We start from the raw sequence: 18,265 nt of genomic DNA, 5'->3' as shown, positions 1-18,265 counted from the left end.
GCGCGCTGGCCGGCATACCGCTCTCCCGTTGTCTGCCGTCCCACCGCGAACGAAGCTTCACGCGTGAACCGCCGTCACTTCAACCCAAAGTCCACCCGCGTCGCCGCGCCCTTGTCCTTGATGCCGTCCGCAGTCAACTTCGGCGCGACGATGAAGATCCGGCTGCTGTCGATCTTGCCGTCGAAGTACTGCTGCACGCTTTGCGCGCGCCGTTGCGCGAGGTCGCGCAGCGACGCGTCGTTGACCGGTGCATGCTCGGCGATCGCGGCCTTCATCTCGTCGGCGGGCAGCGTTTTCGTCAGGCCGACGAAGTTGCGCGGCTTCTTGAAGTCCGCCGACTTGTACGCCTTCGCGAGGTACTTGTCGTACTCGCCCGGATCGACCGTCACCGACGACGTATCGACGCTTTCGCCATTGCCCACCGTGTCCTTGATCTTCTGCTGCTTGACGAGGCGTTCGACGTACGCGGTGCGCAGCGCGGGTTCGTCGGCGGCCGGATCGACGCGGCCGATCAGGTCGATCTTCACCGACGGTTTGTCCGCGAGCGCCTTCGCGATCGTGTCGAGCTTCTTCGTCGCCGCATCGGACAGCTTCGCCGAGCCCGGATCGAACTCGACGTAGCCGAGTTCTTCGCCACCGCCGCCGAACGCGTTCGCGAGTAGCGAGAACGGTGCGGTCACCGCCTTCTGCAGCAGGTTCAGCACCGCATGCCAGATCAGCCCGCCGATGCTGAACTCGGGGTTCGACAGCGAGCCGGACACCGGAATGTTCACGTCGATTTCGCCGCGTGAGTTTTTCAGCAGCGAAATGGCGAGGCGCACCGGCAGCTTCGTCGCGGTGTCGTTGTCGATGTGATCGCCGAACGTCAGCTGGTCGATGAAGATGTGGTTGTTCGCGGTCAGCTGGTCGTTGTCGAGCTTGTAGTGCAGATCGACGTTGAGCTTGCCCTTCGTGATCGGATAACCCGCGTACTTCGCCGCATACGGCGTGAGGTTGGTCAGCTCGATGTCGTGTGCGCTTGCGGTCAGATCGAGCGCGGGCTTCGCGATCAGCGGGTTGACCGTGCCACGAATCGACAGCGGTCCGTTCGCCGCGAGCTTCGCGGCGACGTCGACGGGTGCAGCCACCGTCGACTGCGTACCGAACGCGCCGATCTTGCCGGTGATGCTCACGAGGTTCGCCGTGTAGTTCGGCTTGATGAAGTTGTCGGTGTACGTGACGCGGCCATCCTGCAGCAGCAGCTGGCCGAAATGCAGCTTCACCGGACTTTGCGGCGGCGTCGCGGCGGTCACCGTCGGCGCCGGGCCCGATGCGGGACGGGGCGCCGAGACGGCCGCTTCCGATGCGGCCTGCGGTGTCAGCGGAATCGGCTCGCCCTTCGCGTTCTTGTCGCGCGTCAGCGACTGCGCCTCGCCGGTTTCGTGTGCGACGACATCGCTCAGGTTCAGCTTGCCCTGCGCGTCGAGCAACACGCGTCCGTAGAAATTCGAGAACGTGACGCGGCCCGCGTCGACGTCGGTGCCGTGTTCGTCGTAGCGCGCCTTGAGGTTCGTCAGCGCGAGCGAACGCCAGCCGGCGAACGGATCGGAGGTCGCCTTGTCGAGCATCCGCACGTCGACGAGCGCGACGTCGCCGCGATACGTCACGTCCAGCGCCTTCGCCTGCGAAAGCGCGACGTCACCGCTCGCGTTCAGCAACGCGCTCGCGATGGTCGCGTTCAGCTTGCCGCCGAAGTACGGTTCGAACGCCGCCGCGTCGAGCCGGTTCGCGTCGATTTTCAGCGCGAGTTTCAGCGGGCTCGCGGTGACGTTGCCGGTCACGCCGAGCGTGCCCTTGCGATTCAATGTGGCGTGCAGATCGATCGGCAGCGGGTGGCTCATATCGTCGCTGATCTGCTGCACTTTCAGCTGGATCGGCGTGACGGCGAGTTTCACCGGACGCGGCGTCGTTTCGTCGGTGAAGTTCGCGGTGCCGTCTTTCAGGTTCAGCTCGCCGATCGTGTAATGCCATGCGGCGTCTTTCGACGATGACGATGCCTTTGCTGCGGGCCGCGCTTCACGCTGCGCCGCCACTCCGTGCGGCGGGTTCGCCAGTTCCGCGAGATCGATGCGGCCGTCTTTCATCCGGCGCGCGTTCACGACGAGCCCCGTCACATCGACGCTCGACACCGTTGCCTTCTGCGCAGCCACATCGACCTGGCCGATCTTCGCGTCGGCCTGCGCGAGCGCGAGCGCCGGCTCTTTCGAATCGGCCGCGTTCACTTTCAGCGACTGCAACGTCACGGTGCTGTCGCTGACCTTCAAGTCGAGGGGCGACTTGCCCCAGTTCGTGTTCAGGTTCACGGCGGCGGACACCGTGCCGTCCGCGATCCGCGCGGACGTCGCCGACGCGAGGTACGGTTGCGCGAGCGGCAGCGGCAACGACTTCACGTCGAGCTTCGCGTCGGCGGTTTGCGTCGCGAGCGTGAACGAGCCCGACGCCGCGACCGAACCGCCTTGCTTCAACGACGCGGCGAACGCGTAGTGCGCGGGCGTTTTCGCGAGCATCGCGAAGTCGGCGAGCGTTGCCGACATCTGCGTGACGTTGAGCGCGACCGGCTGCGCAGCCGAGTCGTCGCGGAAGTTCACGGTGCCGTCGGTGAGTTCAAAGCGCTTGATCGACAGGTCGAGCGGGGCGGGGGTTTTGTCTGCGTCGTTAGCTTCTGCGGGTGTGGACGCGGCGCCGGATGCTGCCGCTGCTTTCGCCGGAGCTGACGCTGCGGCGGGTGTCGATGCTGCAGCCGTTGCCGGCGCCGGTGCAAACATCTTCTGCACGCTCAACACCCCGGCCTTATCGCGAGCAAGCGCGACGGTCGGCGCATCGATACGGATATCGTCGAAACGATAGACGTTCTTCAACGGCTCGAGCATCCCCGCTGCGACGTGCAGCTGATGCACCGACACGAACGGCGCGTTCTGCGCATCGCGTGCATCGACGTCAGCGAGATCGACGGTGCCGGTGACGCTCAGCGTCGGCGCATCGCCGGACATCACGAAGTTCAGCTTCAGATCGCTCGACAATTTGCCGGTGCGCACCGTGACCGGCAGCTTCGTCGGTACGTACGACAGCAGTTGCGGCACGTCGAGGCCGTCGAAGCGCAGCGCCACTTCCGATTCGCGCGATGCCGCGAACGGCTTGGTCTTGCCGTCGATTGCGAGCGGGCTGCCGTCGATACGCGCGCGCAGCAGCGGCTGCACGAAGATGTCGGTCTTCGACGGCAGCGTCGCGATGAACGGAATGCCGAGCTTCCATTGATCGATAACGTGCTTCATGCCGAGCAGGCGGTCGTCAAAATCGATCCGGCCGTTTTCGACGCGAATGTTCGACACCGAGAACAGCGTCGGCTTGCTCGACGGCGTGGACGGCTGTTTCGAGAACTTCTCGATCAGGTCGGTGAAATTGAAGCGCTGCGCGTCGTAGCGAATGATGTGGAAACGCGGCGAATCGACCTGCACTTCATCGACGATCGGCGCCGCACGGAACAGCGACGACCACGACGGCCGCACGATCAGCCGCGCAATGTCGACGAAATCGCCGGCACCGCCCCGCTCGCCGATATGCACGCTATCGGCTTCGAAATTGAGCGTGTACGGATTGAGCGCGATGCGGCCGATGGTGGCCGGCCGGTCGAGTTGCTTGCTCAGTTGCTGCTCGGCGATATGACGGATCAGCGGCGGTGCCGCCAAGAAACCGAAGAGCCCGAACAGGACCAGGAAGATCAACAGGCCGATCAGGATGCGCCGCGTGCGGCGAGCGTGCGCGACGTTGCGCACAGCCTGAAGGGAAGAAGCGAGCTTTGCTTTATCGAGGCTTGCCATGCGTGTTCGTTCACCGGTGATGCGGCGGCCACGCCGCCGCGATACTACGAAAGTCCAGACTGGACGAAGTATACGTCCTGGAAATTTCGAGACAGGCAAACCGAAAGAAATCTCACTGCGACAGTTTCACTGCGACAGCCATCGCACCATGTGGTGCGCATCGGCGTGCCCGTGCTCCGGACAGGCTGCATCCGCCGGAGACGGCATGCCCGGCCGCTTGCGTGGCCGGGCGAACTGCACGATTAAAAGCGTACTACTCGATACCCTTCGAGATGCCCTACTGACGCACCACTGCCGGCGGCGACCACGAACCGTCGGTGGCCTGCGGCTTCGGCGCGTACAGACGCATCATCAACTGGAAGTCGGCGCGCGGTGCCGGCAGCCAGTTGCCGGCTTTCGTGCGCACCGCCGATACCGTCACGTCGACCGAACCGTCGCGATTGCGCCGCACGCCGTTGCGATCGCCGACCGCGATATGCGCCGGCGCGCTCTCGCCGAGCGCACCGTCCTTCGTGTACGCGGTCACCGACCAGAAGCCGCGCACCGGCGGCAGCTGGTTCGGCGCGAAGTGGATCAGATAACGGTTCGCGCCGTTCAGCGGATGGCCGTCGCTGTCGAGCGATACGGTCGCGCGCACTTCGTCGTCCTTCGTGCCGATACCCGGCTGCGCGAACGCCGCATACGCGCGCAGGCCGTAGTCGGGACCATAGTTGCCGACACCGTCGCCGAACCAGCTCCAGCCGTTCGCGTTCAGCAGGTTCGTCGGCGGCGTCGCGACGCGGTCGTGACCGTCGGCGAGACCGGCGGCGATCGCATCGCTTGCGCCGGTCGGCAGTGCGGCCGGTGCGCCGGGCGTCACGCCGAGATCGGACAGCGTCTTCAATGCGTGCGGATCGGCGGGCGACGGCGGGTTGTCCGGCAGCGCATCGGCGAGCCGGTTGAAGAAGGTGCTCGCGTCGAACGCAGCGACCTGCGCGGACGGTGTCGCGGGCGGCGCGGCATCGGCAGGATTGCCGCCGCGCGGCGCGGATGCTGCACCAGTCGATGCAGCCGACGACGTGCGTGCGTCGCTCGCGACATACGCGCTCAAAGGCGCGAGACGGATCGCGCGCTGCAGCTTGCGCACGGCCGCGAGATCGCGTGTGCCGGCGGACTGGATGCGCACAGTCAGCCACAGGTTGCGGGTCGGCACGTCGAAGCGCTTCACGCCCTTCGGCAGATCGCCTTGCCAGCCCGGACCGACGAACGCAATCGTTTGCGCCTTCAGACCCGCAGGTCGAACCACGGTCTGCGCGCCGGTCGACCACACGACGTTAGTCCACATATCGAGCGCGCGGGCGTCGACGTAACGGCCGTGCGAGTCGGGCAGCGACAGCAGCACCGGCTCGTTGCCGACGTCGAGCCAGCCGGTGGAGTCGAGCGTGTCGAGACTCGGCGTGGTCGGGTTCGACGCGCCGACAGGCGGCAACGCCTGTGCGTGACGCAGCGTGTTGACCGGCGCCTGACCGATGTCGTCGCCGACTGCAGCGTCGCGCGCGACGCTCATCAGCACGAGCGGATAACCGAAGACGTACGAGTCGGCGACCTCATCCTTGATCCAGCCAGTGGACTTCGGACTGGTTCCGGGTGTGGCGGCACAGCCGGCGAGGAACGCAAGGCCTGCGAGCGACACGCAGGTCCGGTGAAGCGAAAATGAAGCTCGGCGATTTTTTATCATTCGATGGGTGACACGGCGTTCGGTGAAATGATGCGGACCGGGCCGGCCATGCCCGCTGAGCCCCCGCTCATTGGCGAACCGCCGTGCCACCGACTCCGACAACGGGTTTTATCGTATCCGTGGCGGCGAAGCAAGTACGATCGTGGGGACACGCCGCTGTCATCTTGTTGCCGCGAGTTTTTGCTGTACGTTCGGGCTTTTGCGCGGTACTTTCAGGTGAACCTGTCGCGCATCGCCTGTCTGCTTTCATTGGCTTTCATTGTTATTGCCGCGATTTTTTCGGCTGTTTTTTTCGGCCGTTTTTTGTTAGCGCATTTCACCCTGATTTTTTCGCCATCATCCGTCCGTCCCCGGAGCGCCTCATGTATGTCCCCGCCCACTTCGAAGAGAACCGTCCCGAAGTCCTGCAGGCACTGATCGCCGATCAGCCGCTCGGCGCGCTGGTCACGGTTAGCCCGCAGGGGCTCGACGCGAACCACGTGCCGTTCGAATTCGACACGGCGCGCGGACCGCACGGCACACTGCGCGCACACGTCGCGCGTGCGAATCCGGTGTGGCAGGAAGCGGCGGCCGCACCGGATGCGCTGGTGATCTTCCAGGGCCCCGCCGCGTACGTGTCGCCGACGTGGTATCCGAGCAAGCACGCCACGCATCGCCAGGTGCCGACTTATAACTACATGGTCGTCCATGCGCATGGGCGGATCGTCGTGCACGACGACGAGACGTTCCTGCGCGGACTCGTCGCGCGGCTCACGCGGAAGATGGAAGCCGGCGAAGCGCAACCGTGGAAGATGGGCGACGCGCCGCCCGATTACATCCAGCAGATGCTCGGCGCGATCGTCGGGATCGAGATCGAGGTGACGCGGATCGTCGGCAAATGGAAGCTGAGCCAGAACAAGGAAGCCGCCGACCGCCGCGGCGCGTCCGATACCCTCATTGCCCGCGACAGCGACGCGCAACAGGCCGTCGGTCAGGCAATGCGCGACGCGCCGCCGGCGTTCTAGCGCGGCTGGACGCGTTGCCCGCATGAATTTAGCGCGTGTCCTTGACCTTCCCATCATGGGAAGGTCGATACTGGGTTCATCGTACGGCGAGATGCCGCCAGCCGACTGAACCATGCAATGACCACCGACCTTGCCCCCTCCGAACGCCCCGCCGACGCCTCTGACCGGCAGGCGGAATTCGATATCAGCGGAATGACCTGCGCGGCGTGCGCGACGCGCGTCGAGAAAGCGCTCGCGAAAGTGCCGGGCGTTGCGCGCGCGTCCGTCAATCTCGCGACTGAACGCGCTACCGTCGATGCGACTGCGTCCGTTGCTGCCGACGCACTTGTGAACGCGATCCGCAAAGCGGGCTACGACGCGACGCCGGTCGCGCGTGAAGCGAGCGCGGCGGACACCGCTGCGCACTCGGCCGAACTCGCGATCGGTGGGATGACGTGTGCGTCGTGCGCGATGCGCGTCGAGAAGGCGCTCGCGAAAGTGCCGGGCGTCGCGCACGCGTCGGTGAATCTCGCGACCGAAAAAGCGACCGTCGATCTGAACGACACCGTATCGCTCGATGCGCTCGTCGCTGCGGTGACGAAGGCCGGTTACGAAGCGACGCCGCTCGTCGACACACCAGCCCTGGAGACAGCACCCGACCGCGCGGCCATCGCCGCTGTCGCCGCCCGGCGCGAACTCGTTGCGGTCATCGTGTCGGCGCTGCTGACGCTGCCGCTGGTTGCACCGATGTTTTCCGGGCCCGGCTTCGAAGTCACACTGCCCGGCTGGCTCCAGCTCGCGCTCGCGACCGTCGTCCAGTTCGGCTTCGGCGCGCGCTTCTATCGCGCCGCGTGGCGCGCGGTCCGCGCGGGCGCGGGCAATATGGATCTGCTGGTCGCGCTCGGCACGTCGGCGGCTTATGGCGTCAGCGTGTACGGGCTGCTCGCGCATCCGGGCGACACGATGCATCTGTACTTCGAGGCGTCGGCGGTCGTGATCACGCTCGTGCGTTTCGGCAAGTGGCTCGAAGCGCGCGCGAAACGCCGCACGACCGACGCGATCCGCGCGCTCAACGCGCTGCGTCCGGAGCGGGCGCGCATCGTCGTCGGCGAACGCGAACACGACGTGCCGCTCGCGCAGGTGCGTGTCGGCATGATCGTCGCGGTGCGGCCGGGCGAGCGCGTGCCGGTCGACGGCAAGGTGCTGAACGGGCGCACGCACATCGACGAATCGCTGATCACCGGCGAAAGTCTGCCGGTGCCGAAGCAACCCGACGACCCGGTGACCGCCGGCTCGATCAACGGCGAAGGCGCTATCTCGATCACGACGACCGCGACCGGCGCCGAAACGACACTCGCGCGTATCATCCGGCTCGTCGAAACCGCGCAGGCGGAGAAGGCGCCGATCCAACGGCTCGTCGATCGCGTGAGCGCGATCTTCGTGCCGGCGATTCTAGCGATCGCGGCGATCACGCTGGTTGGCTGGCTGCTGGCCGGTGCATCGGTGGAAACCGCGATCCTCGATGCGGTCGCGGTGCTGGTGATTGCGTGCCCATGCGCGCTCGGTCTCGCGACGCCCGCCGCGATAATGGCCGGCACCGGCGCGGCTGCGCGGCGCGGCGTGCTGATCAAGGATGCGGAAGCGCTCGAGATCGCGCATCAGGTGAACATCGTCGCGTTCGACAAGACCGGCACGCTGACCGTTGGGCGGCCTTCGGTCACGGCATTCGAGACATCGGCAGGCATCGCGCGTGACGAAGCGCTCGCGCTGGCGGCTGCGGTGCAGCGGCATAGCGATCATCCGTTGGCGAAAGCGGTCGTCGATGCACATAAGGATGCAGGTGAAGCGCTACGTCATACGGCGGCGCAGGCTCGCGCAGTGCCGGGACGCGGCGTCGAGGCGCAGATCAATGAGCGCCGTATCGGCATCGGCAGCAGCGGCTGGCTCGCCGAGTTGAACGTCACGCCGCCGTCCGAACTCGCGACGCGCGCGCAGGCGCTCGAACAGGCGGGCAACACGGTGTCGTGGCTGATCGATTTCGGTGCGGACGGTGTCGATAGCGCATCGGTACTCGCCTTGATCGCGTTCGGCGACACGCTGAAACCCGGCGCGCGCGAAGCGGTCGAGCGGCTCGCGCGGATGGGTGTGAAGAGTGTCCTCGTGACCGGCGATAACAAAGGCAGCGCGGCAAACGTCGCGGCGGCGCTCGGCATCGACGAGTACCACGCGCAGGTGTTGCCCGACGACAAGGCGCGCGTGATACGCGATCTGAAGATCCGTTCGGCGGGTATCGTCGCGATGGCCGGCGACGGCATCAACGACGCGCCCGCGCTCGCCGCCGCCGACCTCGGCATCGCGATGGCGACCGGCACCGACGTCGCGATGCAGGCAGCCGGCATCACGCTGATGCGCGGCGACCCGACGCTCGTCGCGGACGCGATCGATATCTCGCGGCGCACGTGGCGCAAGATCCGGCAGAACCTGTTCTGGGCGTTCGTCTACAACCTGATCGGTATTCCGCTCGCGGCGTTCGGGTTGTTGGATCCGATGCTCGCCGGTGCGGCGATGGCGTTTTCGAGCGTGAGTGTTGTGGCGAATGCGTTGCTGCTGCGTGGGTGGCGGGGGGTGAAGTAAGTTGCGCGCGCCGCTCTGTTCGTGACAAAGCGGCGCGTAGTCGAACGATCAAGCAGTCGGCCGGAACATCTGAAACATCGCGCCGATCTCCGCATAGTCCGCGCGATAACCCGCCCGCATCACCGGCTGCGCGGCGTGCGTGTCGAACAGGCCATCCTTCAGATACGCGTTGTCGATGTGAACGCCGACCACCTGACCGAGCGCGAGGAAGTTGTCCATCGGCGTGCCGTCGAGCGTGTTCAGACGGATCACCTGCAACAACCGGCATTCGAGCGCGGCCGGCGTCTCGCCGACGTGCGGCACGTTCACGTTGCGGCCGGGCACGGCAGTCAAACCCGCGAGCGCGAATTCGTCGACGCCGGGCGCGACCGGCGCCGACGTGCGGTTCATCTGTTCGGCGAGCGGCTTCGTCACGAGATTCCACACGAACTCGCCGGTCGCCTCGATGTTGCGGATGCTGTCCTTGTAGCCTTCGCTGGAGAAACCGATGATCGGCGGAAACGTCGCGAACGCGCCGAAGAAACTGTACGGCGCGAGGTTCGGACGACCGTCGGTATCGCACGTCGAAATCCAGCCGATCGTGCGCGGCGCGACGATCGCCTTGAACGGATCGTGCGGCAGCCCATGCCCTTGCATCGGGTCGTAGAAATGATGCGACATCGTCATCGTATTAACCCCCGCCGATTACGCGCTTGCGCAGCGCCTTCACACGCGCGATGCGCGCGTCGTCCCATTCGTAAAAACCTTGACCGCTGCGCACGCCGACGTTCCCTGCATCGACCCGTTCGCGTAGCAGTTCGAGCACATCTTCATCCTTCGCGAGTTCGGGCAGCAGATGCGTGCCGACATTGAACAGCGTATCGAGTCCGCCGAGATCCGCGCTTTCGAGCGGCCCGACGATACCCCAGCGGCGTCCAAGCGACGCCTTCATCACGCGATCGACGACCTCCGGCGTCGCGACGCCCGCGCGCACGATGTTCAGCGCCTCGCGCAACACCGCGAACTGCAGCCGGTTGCCGATGAAACCGGGAATCGCTTTCGCAAGCACGACCGCTTCCATGCCGATCGCCTCCATCAGCGCGACGGTGCGCTGCGTGACATCCGCCGACGTGGCCGTGCCGGGCACGACTTCGACGAGCGGGATCATGTGCGGCGGATTCCAGAAATGCGCGATCAGAAAACGCTCGGGCGCGCTCAACGCGGCCGCGAGACGGTCGGGCGGAAAGCCGCTGGTGTTGCTCGCGAAAATCGCGTCGTCGGCGAGCAGGCCGTCGAGCGACGCGTAGAGACGCTGCTTCAGTTCGAATACTTCGGGGACGGCTTCGATCACGAAGTCTGCATCGGACATCACATCGAGCTGCACATGCGTTTCGATGCGCGACAGCGCGGCTGTTTTCGCGGCGCTGTCGATGCGGCCCGCGTCGATCAGTTCGTCGAGCACCGCAGCCGCTTTCGCTTCGACGCCCGCGAGACGTTCGGCGTCGACGTCATGCACCAACGTGCGATAGCCGTGCAACGCGCCTTGCGTCGCGATCCCGACACCCATCAACCCGCTGCCCACCACACCGATGACGGTGGTCGGCGCAAGGGCGCCGGCATTGTTCTGATTGTTCAAGCTACGCTCCCGGCGCTTCGATAAAGACCTGAAAGCATAGCGTAACGCGTCTTTTCCGGACGCCAGATGCAGCAAGGGCCGGCGATCCTCGCGGACGCCAGCCCTGCTGGTCCTGCTACCCGACACCGCCCCACGCCGCGTCGGGTTCACTACTCATGGCCTGCCGCTCAATAGCGCGGCGGCGGACGATGATCGTGGCGCGGACCCTGATCGTGCGGATGACGGTGCATCCACTCGTCGTGTGCCCAATAGCGATGGCCGTCCCAGTAGCGGTCGCCATGCCAGCCGATGTTGACCTGCACACCCACCGGAATCATGCGCGCCTGGTCGTACATCGCCGGCGGCGGACCGGCCTGCGCGAATGCACTACCGGCTGCCAGCAGCGCACTGCCTGCGACGGCGGCCGCGATGATCGTCTGCGAAATCCTGTTGCGTGTCTTCATGGAACACCTCCCGTTTTTTCAGGTTTGTCGCGAGGGGGTCGGTTGCGTTGACCCCGCGCTTGAAATCCACTTTAACGACGCATTCATCGTGAATACGTGAGGACTTGTAAGAGCAGATTTCACGATAAACGGGAAGCGAAAACACCGTGCGACAGGGTAAGGCCGTATTTTTGCGGGCTTCGGATGCGATTGCCGAACGACCATCGACGGCGCGCCGGTCAGCGGCCGTTACATCCATTTCGCGCTCGAAATATCGGGTAAGACGAAACGCGGCGCGCAAAAACGGAAACGCGGCACATCCTTGAGGGGATGTGCCGCGTTTCAACGTCAGGCTTTGTGTCCGGCAACGTGCGCGGCGTGGGCCGCAGCGCGTCTGCCGTATAGCCGACGCTTAGTCGATCAGGCGAATGCCGAACAGCGTGGACTGCGACTGGCGCATACGCAGGTTTTCGCGTGCGCGCGCTTCGTACGAGTAATCCGAGTCCAGCGGCAGATGCGGCGACGCGAAGAGGCCGCTGACCTTTTGAAACAGTGCGAGGATAAAGCTCATGGCGACTCCCGGTTAATGAATGCTAGGGTTTTCCCTTAAGACGCATCATAGGGTTTTCCCTATAGAATGTCTAGTGCGACGCAGCATTTCTTTGCGTGACGGGTTGTCGCACGGCTGCACAGGGGTTGGTGCGTTGCGCCAATGCAACGGGTTTATCTGGAGCTGTTTTTCGACGCGACCGTCAGGACAGACGCGGCGAGGTGCCGGGCTGGCCTGTCTGAACGCGCCGGAAATGGCTGTCACACGGGGCGCGCCGGCATCTCCGAGGGTTGTGCGTGTTCCGGCCGTAAGGTCCGTGGCGGGTCGATGAGATACGTTGGGAATATGCCCGGTCGCACGACGGCGTCGGCGCCCGCGCAGGAAGCGGCGCGAGGCCTCGCGCCACTTCTGCTACTTCGATAACGATCGGAAAGTACGTGCGCGGTACGGTACGCCATGTGCGCAGCGACGCACGCGAGTCAGTGTGCGTTCGTCGGCTTCGGCTTGTGCGAATGCGCGGTCTTCTTCGCCGGGTGCCGGGTGGCAGTGGCCGGATGCGACGGCGCAGGAGCCGCTGCTGCAGGCGCAGGCGGCGTGACCGCCGGTGCCGACACGGTTGCCGAATCGGTATCGAGCAGCGTCGCGAGCGTGGCCTGCTGGTTCAGCATCATCTGTTCGATGCGCTGTTGCTGGAACGCCGTGTTGCGCGCGAGGCGCATCAGCAGCATCGTCTGCGCGATACCGACGACCACGGTGACGAGCAACGCCGCCACCACGATCGACAGCATCCACTTCATCCGGCGCGAGTGATCGAGTGCGCCGCGTCGTTGATCGGCGATCACGCCGTACAACGCATCGACGGTATCGGCGAATGCGGTAGCGCGGGCGCGATCGAGTTCCGGCGTGTCGCGCGTGGTCTCGTGCGAGACCGTGGGCGCGGGCGGGCGAAACGTCGTTTGGATGGGAGGCGTCTCTGATGCTGCAGGCGTGCCGTCGCGCGAACCGGCCGACGCTTCCTCTGCTTCACGCGACGCGGATGCAGCCTTCGCGAACGTCGCGGCAAAACGCTGCGGCGGTGGCGGTGTGGTTCGGCTGGCTGAAACCGGCGCAGGTGCGGGCGCCTCGGACTCCGCACTACTGCCCTCACCCAGCTGCCGCAGCGCAGCCACACTGCGCACGACGCTCGCCGCCGCCATCGACGACGGCGTTGCGCCGTCAGCCTCTCCTTCGGCAGTCTTCTCACGAGCCGCATCATCGACGGAAGCCGTCTCTACACCCGCTTCAGCCGATGCCGTCTGCGCCGCCGGCTCGTGATTCCACATATCGTGAACTGCACCCGACACGGACGACGACACCTCGTCTTCCGTTCTGGCCGGACGCGTCGCACGACGTGCAGTCTTCGTGTCTACGCCAGGCGTCGCGTGATCGGACACGCCGACCGCGACCCGCACGACATCGGGCAATTCGAAGCCCGACAGCGTGCCCTGACGAACATCGATGTTCATCGCCTGCAGCGTCGCGCGCGTGGGATCGTCGGGGAACAGGTCGAGCGTGCTGTCGTCGGCGGGGACGTCGCTCAGTTGTGCGAGACGCTGCGCGGAACGGGCCGCGCGCGCGAGCTTGTTTTCGGTATCGGTCGAGACAGGCGACGGTTGTGCCTGCGTTGCGCCGGCGCGGCGCGAACGGGTCGTCGGGGATGCTGCGGGATCTGCGGAATCTGTCATGCGGGTACGTACAGGTGCGATGAAGTGACGGTTGCGCGAGCGGTCGTCGCCAGGACTCAGGCGCCGGTCGCCGCCGCGAGGCCGCCGGTTTTTTCAAGACCGCATTGTCGCACGGCCGCACGCGCGCGCCTCAGGGAGTCGGGCCTTCCTCGCGAAATTCCTTCACGCACGGCAGTTGCCGCAGCTGCTGCGAGATCGCCGCGTACTCGGTCGCCGACACGCGATGCAGCGTGATCATCACCTCGTCGAGATCGGGTGCATCGTCGCTCTGCTGCATCACGAACTGCTTGACGCGCGGACTCGCCGCACCGAGCGCGTCATGCACCGAGTGAAACGTCATCGAGCCGCGCTCGACCAGCAAGGTGAGCTGACGCCGCTGCCTCACCGTGATGAAACGCCGCTCGATCGGCTTGATGCCCGCAAGAATGATCAGGATGATCACAGTCGCCGCAATCGACGCGGTGTACAGTCCGCCACCCACCGCGAGACCGATCGCCGCGACCGACCACAGACTCGCGGCCGTCGTCAGTCCGCGCACGATCTCGCCACGCAGCAGGATCGACCCCGCGCCGAGAAAGCCGATGCCCGACACGACCTGCGCAGCCATCCGCGACGGATCGAGCACGACGTGATCGCCGTTCAGCACGTCCGCGAAACCGAACGCCGACACCATCATGATCAGCGCGGAGCCGACGGACACGAGCATGTGCGTGCGCAATCCCGCAGCCCACGAGAGCCGTTCGCGCTCGAAGCCGATCACGCTGCCGAGCGCGGCCGCAAGCATCAGTCGGGAAATGAGTTCGACGTTTCCCAGCATGGTTTTTCTCCTTATCGATATCGATGAAACCGCTTCAACCCTTCCGGCAGGATGCTCGCGACGGTTGGCCGTTTGCTTTATCCTTGGGCTCGACGTGCGAAGCCGGCCGGCTGACGCACGTCGCCACTCCGTGCACCTCCGAATCCCGTCGACACCCGAACCGCCGCATGAACCCATCCGCCGCCTCGTCCGCTTCCGCCGCCGCGCCGCTGCGCGAACATTTCGCACGCGTCGTGCTGCCGCTCTGGCGCGGCCCCGGCTTCAACGCCGCGCTCGGCCTGCCGTTCGAAGCGATGCAGGGCGACGGCCGCGCACCGATGCCTGTCGTACGCTACCGCGCGATGGCCTGTGCGCGCCAGCTATTCGTATTTTCGCAGGCAGGCGACGCCGCGCACGCCGATGCGTTGTTCGATGCACTGCGCCGCTACTTTCATGACAGCGCACGTGGCGGATGGTTTTACAGCGTCGACGAAAAAGGCGCGCCACTCGACACGACTAAAGACCTGTACACGCATGCGTTCGTCGTGTTCGCGTGTGCGGAATACGGTGCGCGCAGCGGCAATCGCGATGCGCTCGACATCGTGCAGCGCACGTCCGCGCTGATCGGCGAACGCTTCGCCGCGCGCGAGGGGCTGCTCAACGCGGCACTCGATGCATCGTTCAAGACAGTCACCGGCACGCCGCTACAAAACCCGTTGATGCACCTCACCGAAGCGTGGCTCGCCGCGCGCGATGCAACCGGCGACGCGGCATTCGACGATGCGCTTGCGCAACTCGGCGCGTCGATCGAACGGACCTTCGTGCATGCGCCGACGGGTTGCATTGCCGAGCTACCGCTAGGGCAACCGGATAACCGGCTCGAGCCTGGTCATCAGTTCGAATGGTTCTGGCTCGTGCGCCGTGCGGGCGCGCTCTTTAATCGAACGGGTCTCGATGCTGCATTGACGCGTGCGTTCGCGTTCGCCCAGCAACACGGGATCGATACGACGACGGGCGCCGTGCACGCGGCACTCGATGAAGACGGCAACGTGAAGGACGCGACACAGCGCATCTGGGCACAGAGCGAATACCTGCGCGCGCTCGCGACGCACGACGACGTCACCGTGCAAGCTGCACTACCGCAGCAGATCGCGCGCTTTCGCGAGCGTTTCCTGCAGCCGCAGGGCTGGTTCGAATGCAAGACGCCGGATGGTGCGATCGCGCGTGCGGATCTGCCGTCTACTACGCCGTACCATCTCGCTACTGCGTACGCGGCGTTGCCGATGTGATGACGGTACGTGTGCTGCATGCACGTACCCGGTGACGCATTCCTCGTTGAATACGCGGCGCGTCTAGCGTGTGTTTAGCGCAGCGATTGCCGTTCGCATCGAGCAGCAGCGTCACTGCAGACAGTCCCTCAAAAACTCGACGCTAACGCACGATCGAACGATCGCGGACGCAGAGAAATTTGCGAGCCACCCAAATCGCAGAACCGCGTCGCTTCAATCCCAGCAATTCCGGAACGCGACCGCCACGATCACCGGCACGCACATCACGAGTGGAATCGCGAAGTAAGGCACTTCGAGATCGACGAACCAGCTATACACGAGCCAGCCGATACCGGCGGCGAGCGTCACGATGCCGACGAGCGCGGTCAGCACGTTCAGCATGACAGGCGACGGACGACGGCGAGTCCGTTCTTTGACAGGGGGCGTTTTCATCGCGGCACCGGTGGAGGATGACGGATGCGCGTCGCGGAGTGCAACGCGTACCCAGACAAGTCATTTTACCCCGCCCATCCGGCCCATTACAAAAGCACTTCACACGCGCTTTTACGATGAATTTCGTAGCACGGTGCGCTACGATGGCGTGCGCTTTCCCTCGTCGTTCTCCCTTCCACAGGACCACGCCATGAACGAGCCGAACCCGTCTCCCACCGAAGCCCATGAGCATCACCGGCACGTCCGTCATCTGCGGTTTCATCTGCCTTACGCACATCTGTCATCTCCGTTCGGCGACGACTGGTTCGCACTGAAAGCCGAAGCGTTCGCACGATTCTTCGGTACACCGACGTTTCTGATCGCGCAGACGGTGATCGTGTTTATCTGGATCGTCGCGAACGTGACCGGCATGACGAAATTCGACATCTATCCGTTCATTCTGCTGAACCTCGCATTCAGCCTGCAAGCGGCCTACGCCGCGCCGCTGATCCTGCTCGCGCAAACACGTCAGGCCGATCGTGACAAGGCGCACACCGACGCGGATGCGCAGCATCGCGAAGAACTCGCGCAGGCCTCGGAACAGCGCGAAGTGCAGATGGCCGCACAGACCGCACAACTCGCCGCGTTGCTCGAACAGAACACGAAGCTCACGGAACTCACGCGACAGCTGAGCGAACGCATCGAAGTGTTGACGAGCGACATGCATCGCAAGTTCATCGCCGCGAACTCGTAGCCACTTGTAGCCACTCGTGGCAGCTCGCCGCACAATCTTTCCAGCGTAACGGTTCGAAAGAACGCTGTAGCCAAACGGTCGCGTAGCGTCGCTAGCATGTCGGTATTGCCTGCGCTGTCACGAGGTTTCGCATGCTGAGTCATCACGAACTTGCCACCCTGCTGCTGTTGCGCGACACGAACCTGCGCTTCGAGGAATTCGATTCCGACATGCTCGCGCTGTGCCGTTACGAACTCGTCGAGGTGCGCGGACGCGATCCGCGCGGCTCGACGCTCGAATTGACGACGCGTGGCCGCGATCTGCTGCGGCGTTTGCGTCTCGATGGAGCGGCGGATCCGCGTGAATTGCAGTGATGCAGCAGACACGTCATCGATCTGCCACGCGTCATGCGTGCGCTAAACGCAGGGCTATCGCTCACTCCGCACTGACATGAAACACCGTCGCGTGCACATCCTTCAACAACGCGCGATGCCCGAGGCCGCCGCTATCGATCGGTCCATACGCGCCGCCTGCAAACAGACGCAGCACCGTATCGGCGCGACCGATCCGCGACGTCGTCTCGTTGTATAGCTCCGCGCGTCGCTGCAACCGTTCGCCGAGCCGTCGATAGTAATCCGCGGCCACCGCAGCGCGTTGCCGGATCGAAGAAGGCGCATCGGCCGACACGTTGCGCAGTTTCTCCGCACGCGCGAGCGCCGACGTCGCCATCCTGCGATAGTGCGTCTCGCCAGCGGTGCGTGCCATCTTCACCTTGTCGCCGAGATCGCGATCGGGTGCCACGCCGCAGCTGTTGTCGCCATGCTGTCGATACAGCACGAGCGGATCGTCGATCGCCGCGATCTTGCCCAGCGACGTCGCGACGAACCACGCCCACGTATCGTGCGACATCGGATAGCCGGGATCGACCGGATGCTCGGGACGTTCGCGCCAGTCGATGTATTCGTAGATCGAGCGTCGCACCACCGTCGACATGCCGAACAGCACGTACCACGGGTTCGTCGTCAGCGGATCGTGGACGCCGCGATACGACCAGTGATCCGCTGTGTGATCGGCGCGCACGTTCAGCCCGGCATCGACCACGTTCACGCCGTGCACGACCAGCATCACGTCGGGATCCTCGAATTCCTTCGCGACACGCTCGAGCTTGTTGTCGGCCCACACGTCGTCCTGATCGCAGAACGCGATGAAATCGCCGCTGCACAGCGAGATCGCCTTGAAGAAATTTTCGTGAAACCCAAGACGCTGTTCGTTCCGGACGATGCGCACCGGAAACGCGACGCTGCGAGCGAAGTCGGTCACGATGTCGTACGTGCCGCTGTCGGGACTGTCGTCGGTAATGACGAGTTCAAACGGTGGAAGCGTTTGCCGGCCAATGCTGTCCAGCTGTTCGCGGATAAAGCGTTCACCTTTGTAGGCGGCCATCGCAATCGATATTTTCATGGCAGTCCTTATGCAGGGGTCCGATCGAAAATAACGCGTGGGGCGCGAGTTCATCGTAGCATCGGTACGCAGG

General features: G+C 64.8%; 15 protein-coding genes. 5 read left to right on the top strand and 10 right to left on the bottom strand.

Annotation, left to right across the window (positions count from 1 at the left end; all coding sequences use genetic code 11):
• Window positions 1-74: 74 nt before the first annotated feature.
• Both E1748_RS08380 and E1748_RS08375 read right to left on the bottom strand, forming a co-directional pair.
• Window positions 75-3,857, bottom strand: coding sequence for a DUF748 domain-containing protein (locus E1748_RS08380; protein WP_133646626.1), 3,783 nt, complete (start codon window positions 3,855-3,857; stop codon window positions 75-77).
• Window positions 3,858-4,134: 277 nt separating this feature from the next.
• Window positions 4,135-5,574 (bottom strand): DUF1254 domain-containing protein, encoded by a 1,440-nt coding sequence (locus E1748_RS08375; protein WP_133646625.1) that lies wholly within the window; start codon window positions 5,572-5,574, stop codon window positions 4,135-4,137.
• A 362-nt stretch (window positions 5,575-5,936) separates the two neighbouring features.
• Between E1748_RS08375 and E1748_RS08370 the strand changes: the two genes are divergently transcribed.
• Both E1748_RS08370 and E1748_RS08365 read left to right on the top strand, forming a co-directional pair.
• Window positions 5,937-6,578: an FMN-binding negative transcriptional regulator gene (locus E1748_RS08370; RefSeq protein ID WP_133646624.1), complete on the top strand. Its 642-nt coding sequence runs from the start codon at window positions 5,937-5,939 to the stop codon at window positions 6,576-6,578.
• A gap of 117 nt (window positions 6,579-6,695) precedes the next feature.
• On the top strand, window positions 6,696-9,191 hold the full coding sequence (locus tag E1748_RS08365) for a heavy metal translocating P-type ATPase (protein WP_133646623.1): 2,496 nt from the start codon (window positions 6,696-6,698) through the stop codon (window positions 9,189-9,191).
• A gap of 48 nt (window positions 9,192-9,239) precedes the next feature.
• Here the strand turns inward: E1748_RS08365 and E1748_RS08360 are convergent, their stop codons facing one another.
• The 6 genes from E1748_RS08360 to E1748_RS08340 all read right to left on the bottom strand — a co-directional run bounded on the left by E1748_RS08360 (window position 9,240) and on the right by E1748_RS08340 (window position 14,319).
• On the bottom strand, window positions 9,240-9,851 hold the full coding sequence (locus E1748_RS08360) for a flavin reductase family protein (protein WP_133647302.1): 612 nt from the start codon (window positions 9,849-9,851) through the stop codon (window positions 9,240-9,242).
• A 10-nt stretch (window positions 9,852-9,861) separates the two neighbouring features.
• The gene (locus E1748_RS08355; protein WP_276324030.1) at window positions 9,862-10,806 is read right to left on the bottom strand and encodes a 3-hydroxyacyl-CoA dehydrogenase family protein; all 945 of its coding nucleotides are present in this window, start codon (window positions 10,804-10,806) and stop codon (window positions 9,862-9,864) included.
• 167 nt (window positions 10,807-10,973) lie between these two features.
• A complete protein-coding gene (locus E1748_RS08350; protein ID WP_133646622.1) occupies window positions 10,974-11,249 on the bottom strand; it encodes a hypothetical protein in 276 nt (91 codons plus the stop codon).
• A 391-nt stretch (window positions 11,250-11,640) separates the two neighbouring features.
• Window positions 11,641-11,799 carry a hypothetical protein gene (locus E1748_RS31435; protein ID WP_166653519.1) on the bottom strand — a complete coding sequence of 53 codons (159 nt, stop codon included), beginning with the start codon at window positions 11,797-11,799 and terminating at the stop codon, window positions 11,641-11,643.
• Window positions 11,800-12,257: 458 nt separating this feature from the next.
• A complete protein-coding gene (locus E1748_RS08345) occupies window positions 12,258-13,502 on the bottom strand; it encodes a hypothetical protein (protein ID WP_133646621.1) in 1,245 nt (414 codons plus the stop codon).
• Between the two features lie 130 nt (window positions 13,503-13,632).
• Entirely contained in the window at window positions 13,633-14,319 is a 687-nt protein-coding gene (locus E1748_RS08340) for an MgtC/SapB family protein (protein WP_133646620.1), read from the bottom strand.
• A gap of 167 nt (window positions 14,320-14,486) precedes the next feature.
• Here E1748_RS08340 and E1748_RS08335 point away from each other — a divergent pair, with 167 nt between their 5' ends.
• Complete coding sequence (locus E1748_RS08335) at window positions 14,487-15,587, top strand: AGE family epimerase/isomerase (RefSeq protein WP_133646619.1); 1,101 nt, start codon at window positions 14,487-14,489, stop codon at window positions 15,585-15,587.
• Between the two features lie 213 nt (window positions 15,588-15,800).
• Here the strand turns inward: E1748_RS08335 and E1748_RS08330 are convergent, their stop codons facing one another.
• Window positions 15,801-16,019, bottom strand: coding sequence for a hypothetical protein (locus E1748_RS08330; RefSeq protein WP_133646618.1), 219 nt, complete (start codon window positions 16,017-16,019; stop codon window positions 15,801-15,803).
• A gap of 190 nt (window positions 16,020-16,209) precedes the next feature.
• On the opposite strand from E1748_RS08330, the gene E1748_RS08325 reads away from it, so the two are divergent.
• Together E1748_RS08325 and E1748_RS08320 are read left to right on the top strand one after the other, a co-directional pair.
• A complete protein-coding gene (locus E1748_RS08325) occupies window positions 16,210-16,752 on the top strand; it encodes a DUF1003 domain-containing protein (protein ID WP_133646617.1) in 543 nt (180 codons plus the stop codon).
• 131 nt (window positions 16,753-16,883) lie between these two features.
• The gene (locus E1748_RS08320) at window positions 16,884-17,105 is read left to right on the top strand and encodes a hypothetical protein (protein WP_133646616.1); all 222 of its coding nucleotides are present in this window, start codon (window positions 16,884-16,886) and stop codon (window positions 17,103-17,105) included.
• A 61-nt stretch (window positions 17,106-17,166) separates the two neighbouring features.
• Here the strand turns inward: E1748_RS08320 and E1748_RS08315 are convergent, their stop codons facing one another.
• A complete protein-coding gene (locus E1748_RS08315) occupies window positions 17,167-18,192 on the bottom strand; it encodes a glycosyltransferase family 2 protein (RefSeq protein ID WP_166653518.1) in 1,026 nt (341 codons plus the stop codon).
• Between the last annotated feature and the right edge of the window lie 73 nt (window positions 18,193-18,265).

The organism is Paraburkholderia flava (assembly GCF_004359985.1).
GTDB lineage: Bacteria > Pseudomonadota > Gammaproteobacteria > Burkholderiales > Burkholderiaceae > Paraburkholderia > Paraburkholderia flava.
Note: the sequence above shows the minus strand (reverse complement) of the source record. Positions and strands in the feature narration are given on the sequence as shown.

Excerpts from the sequence above, each read along its gene's own strand:
- E1748_RS08380 (WP_133646626.1), bottom strand. The coding sequence starts at position 3,857 with ATGGCAAGCCTCGATAAAGCAAAGCTCGCTTCTTCCCTTCAGGCTGTG.
- E1748_RS08375 (WP_133646625.1), bottom strand. The coding sequence starts at position 5,574 with ATGATAAAAAATCGCCGAGCTTCATTTTCGCTTCACCGGACCTGCGTG.
- E1748_RS08370 (WP_133646624.1), top strand. The coding sequence starts at position 5,937 with ATGTATGTCCCCGCCCACTTCGAAGAGAACCGTCCCGAAGTCCTGCAG.
- E1748_RS08365 (WP_133646623.1), top strand. The coding sequence starts at position 6,696 with ATGACCACCGACCTTGCCCCCTCCGAACGCCCCGCCGACGCCTCTGAC.
- E1748_RS08360 (WP_133647302.1), bottom strand. The coding sequence starts at position 9,851 with ATGTCGCATCATTTCTACGACCCGATGCAAGGGCATGGGCTGCCGCAC.
- E1748_RS08350 (WP_133646622.1), bottom strand. The coding sequence starts at position 11,249 with ATGAAGACACGCAACAGGATTTCGCAGACGATCATCGCGGCCGCCGTC.
- E1748_RS31435 (WP_166653519.1), bottom strand. The coding sequence starts at position 11,799 with ATGAGCTTTATCCTCGCACTGTTTCAAAAGGTCAGCGGCCTCTTCGCG.
- E1748_RS08345 (WP_133646621.1), bottom strand. The coding sequence starts at position 13,502 with ATGACAGATTCCGCAGATCCCGCAGCATCCCCGACGACCCGTTCGCGC.
- E1748_RS08340 (WP_133646620.1), bottom strand. The coding sequence starts at position 14,319 with ATGCTGGGAAACGTCGAACTCATTTCCCGACTGATGCTTGCGGCCGCG.
- E1748_RS08335 (WP_133646619.1), top strand. The coding sequence starts at position 14,487 with ATGAACCCATCCGCCGCCTCGTCCGCTTCCGCCGCCGCGCCGCTGCGC.
- E1748_RS08330 (WP_133646618.1), bottom strand. The coding sequence starts at position 16,019 with ATGAAAACGCCCCCTGTCAAAGAACGGACTCGCCGTCGTCCGTCGCCT.
- E1748_RS08325 (WP_133646617.1), top strand. The coding sequence starts at position 16,210 with ATGAACGAGCCGAACCCGTCTCCCACCGAAGCCCATGAGCATCACCGG.
- E1748_RS08320 (WP_133646616.1), top strand. The coding sequence starts at position 16,884 with ATGCTGAGTCATCACGAACTTGCCACCCTGCTGCTGTTGCGCGACACG.
- E1748_RS08315 (WP_166653518.1), bottom strand. The coding sequence starts at position 18,192 with ATGAAAATATCGATTGCGATGGCCGCCTACAAAGGTGAACGCTTTATC.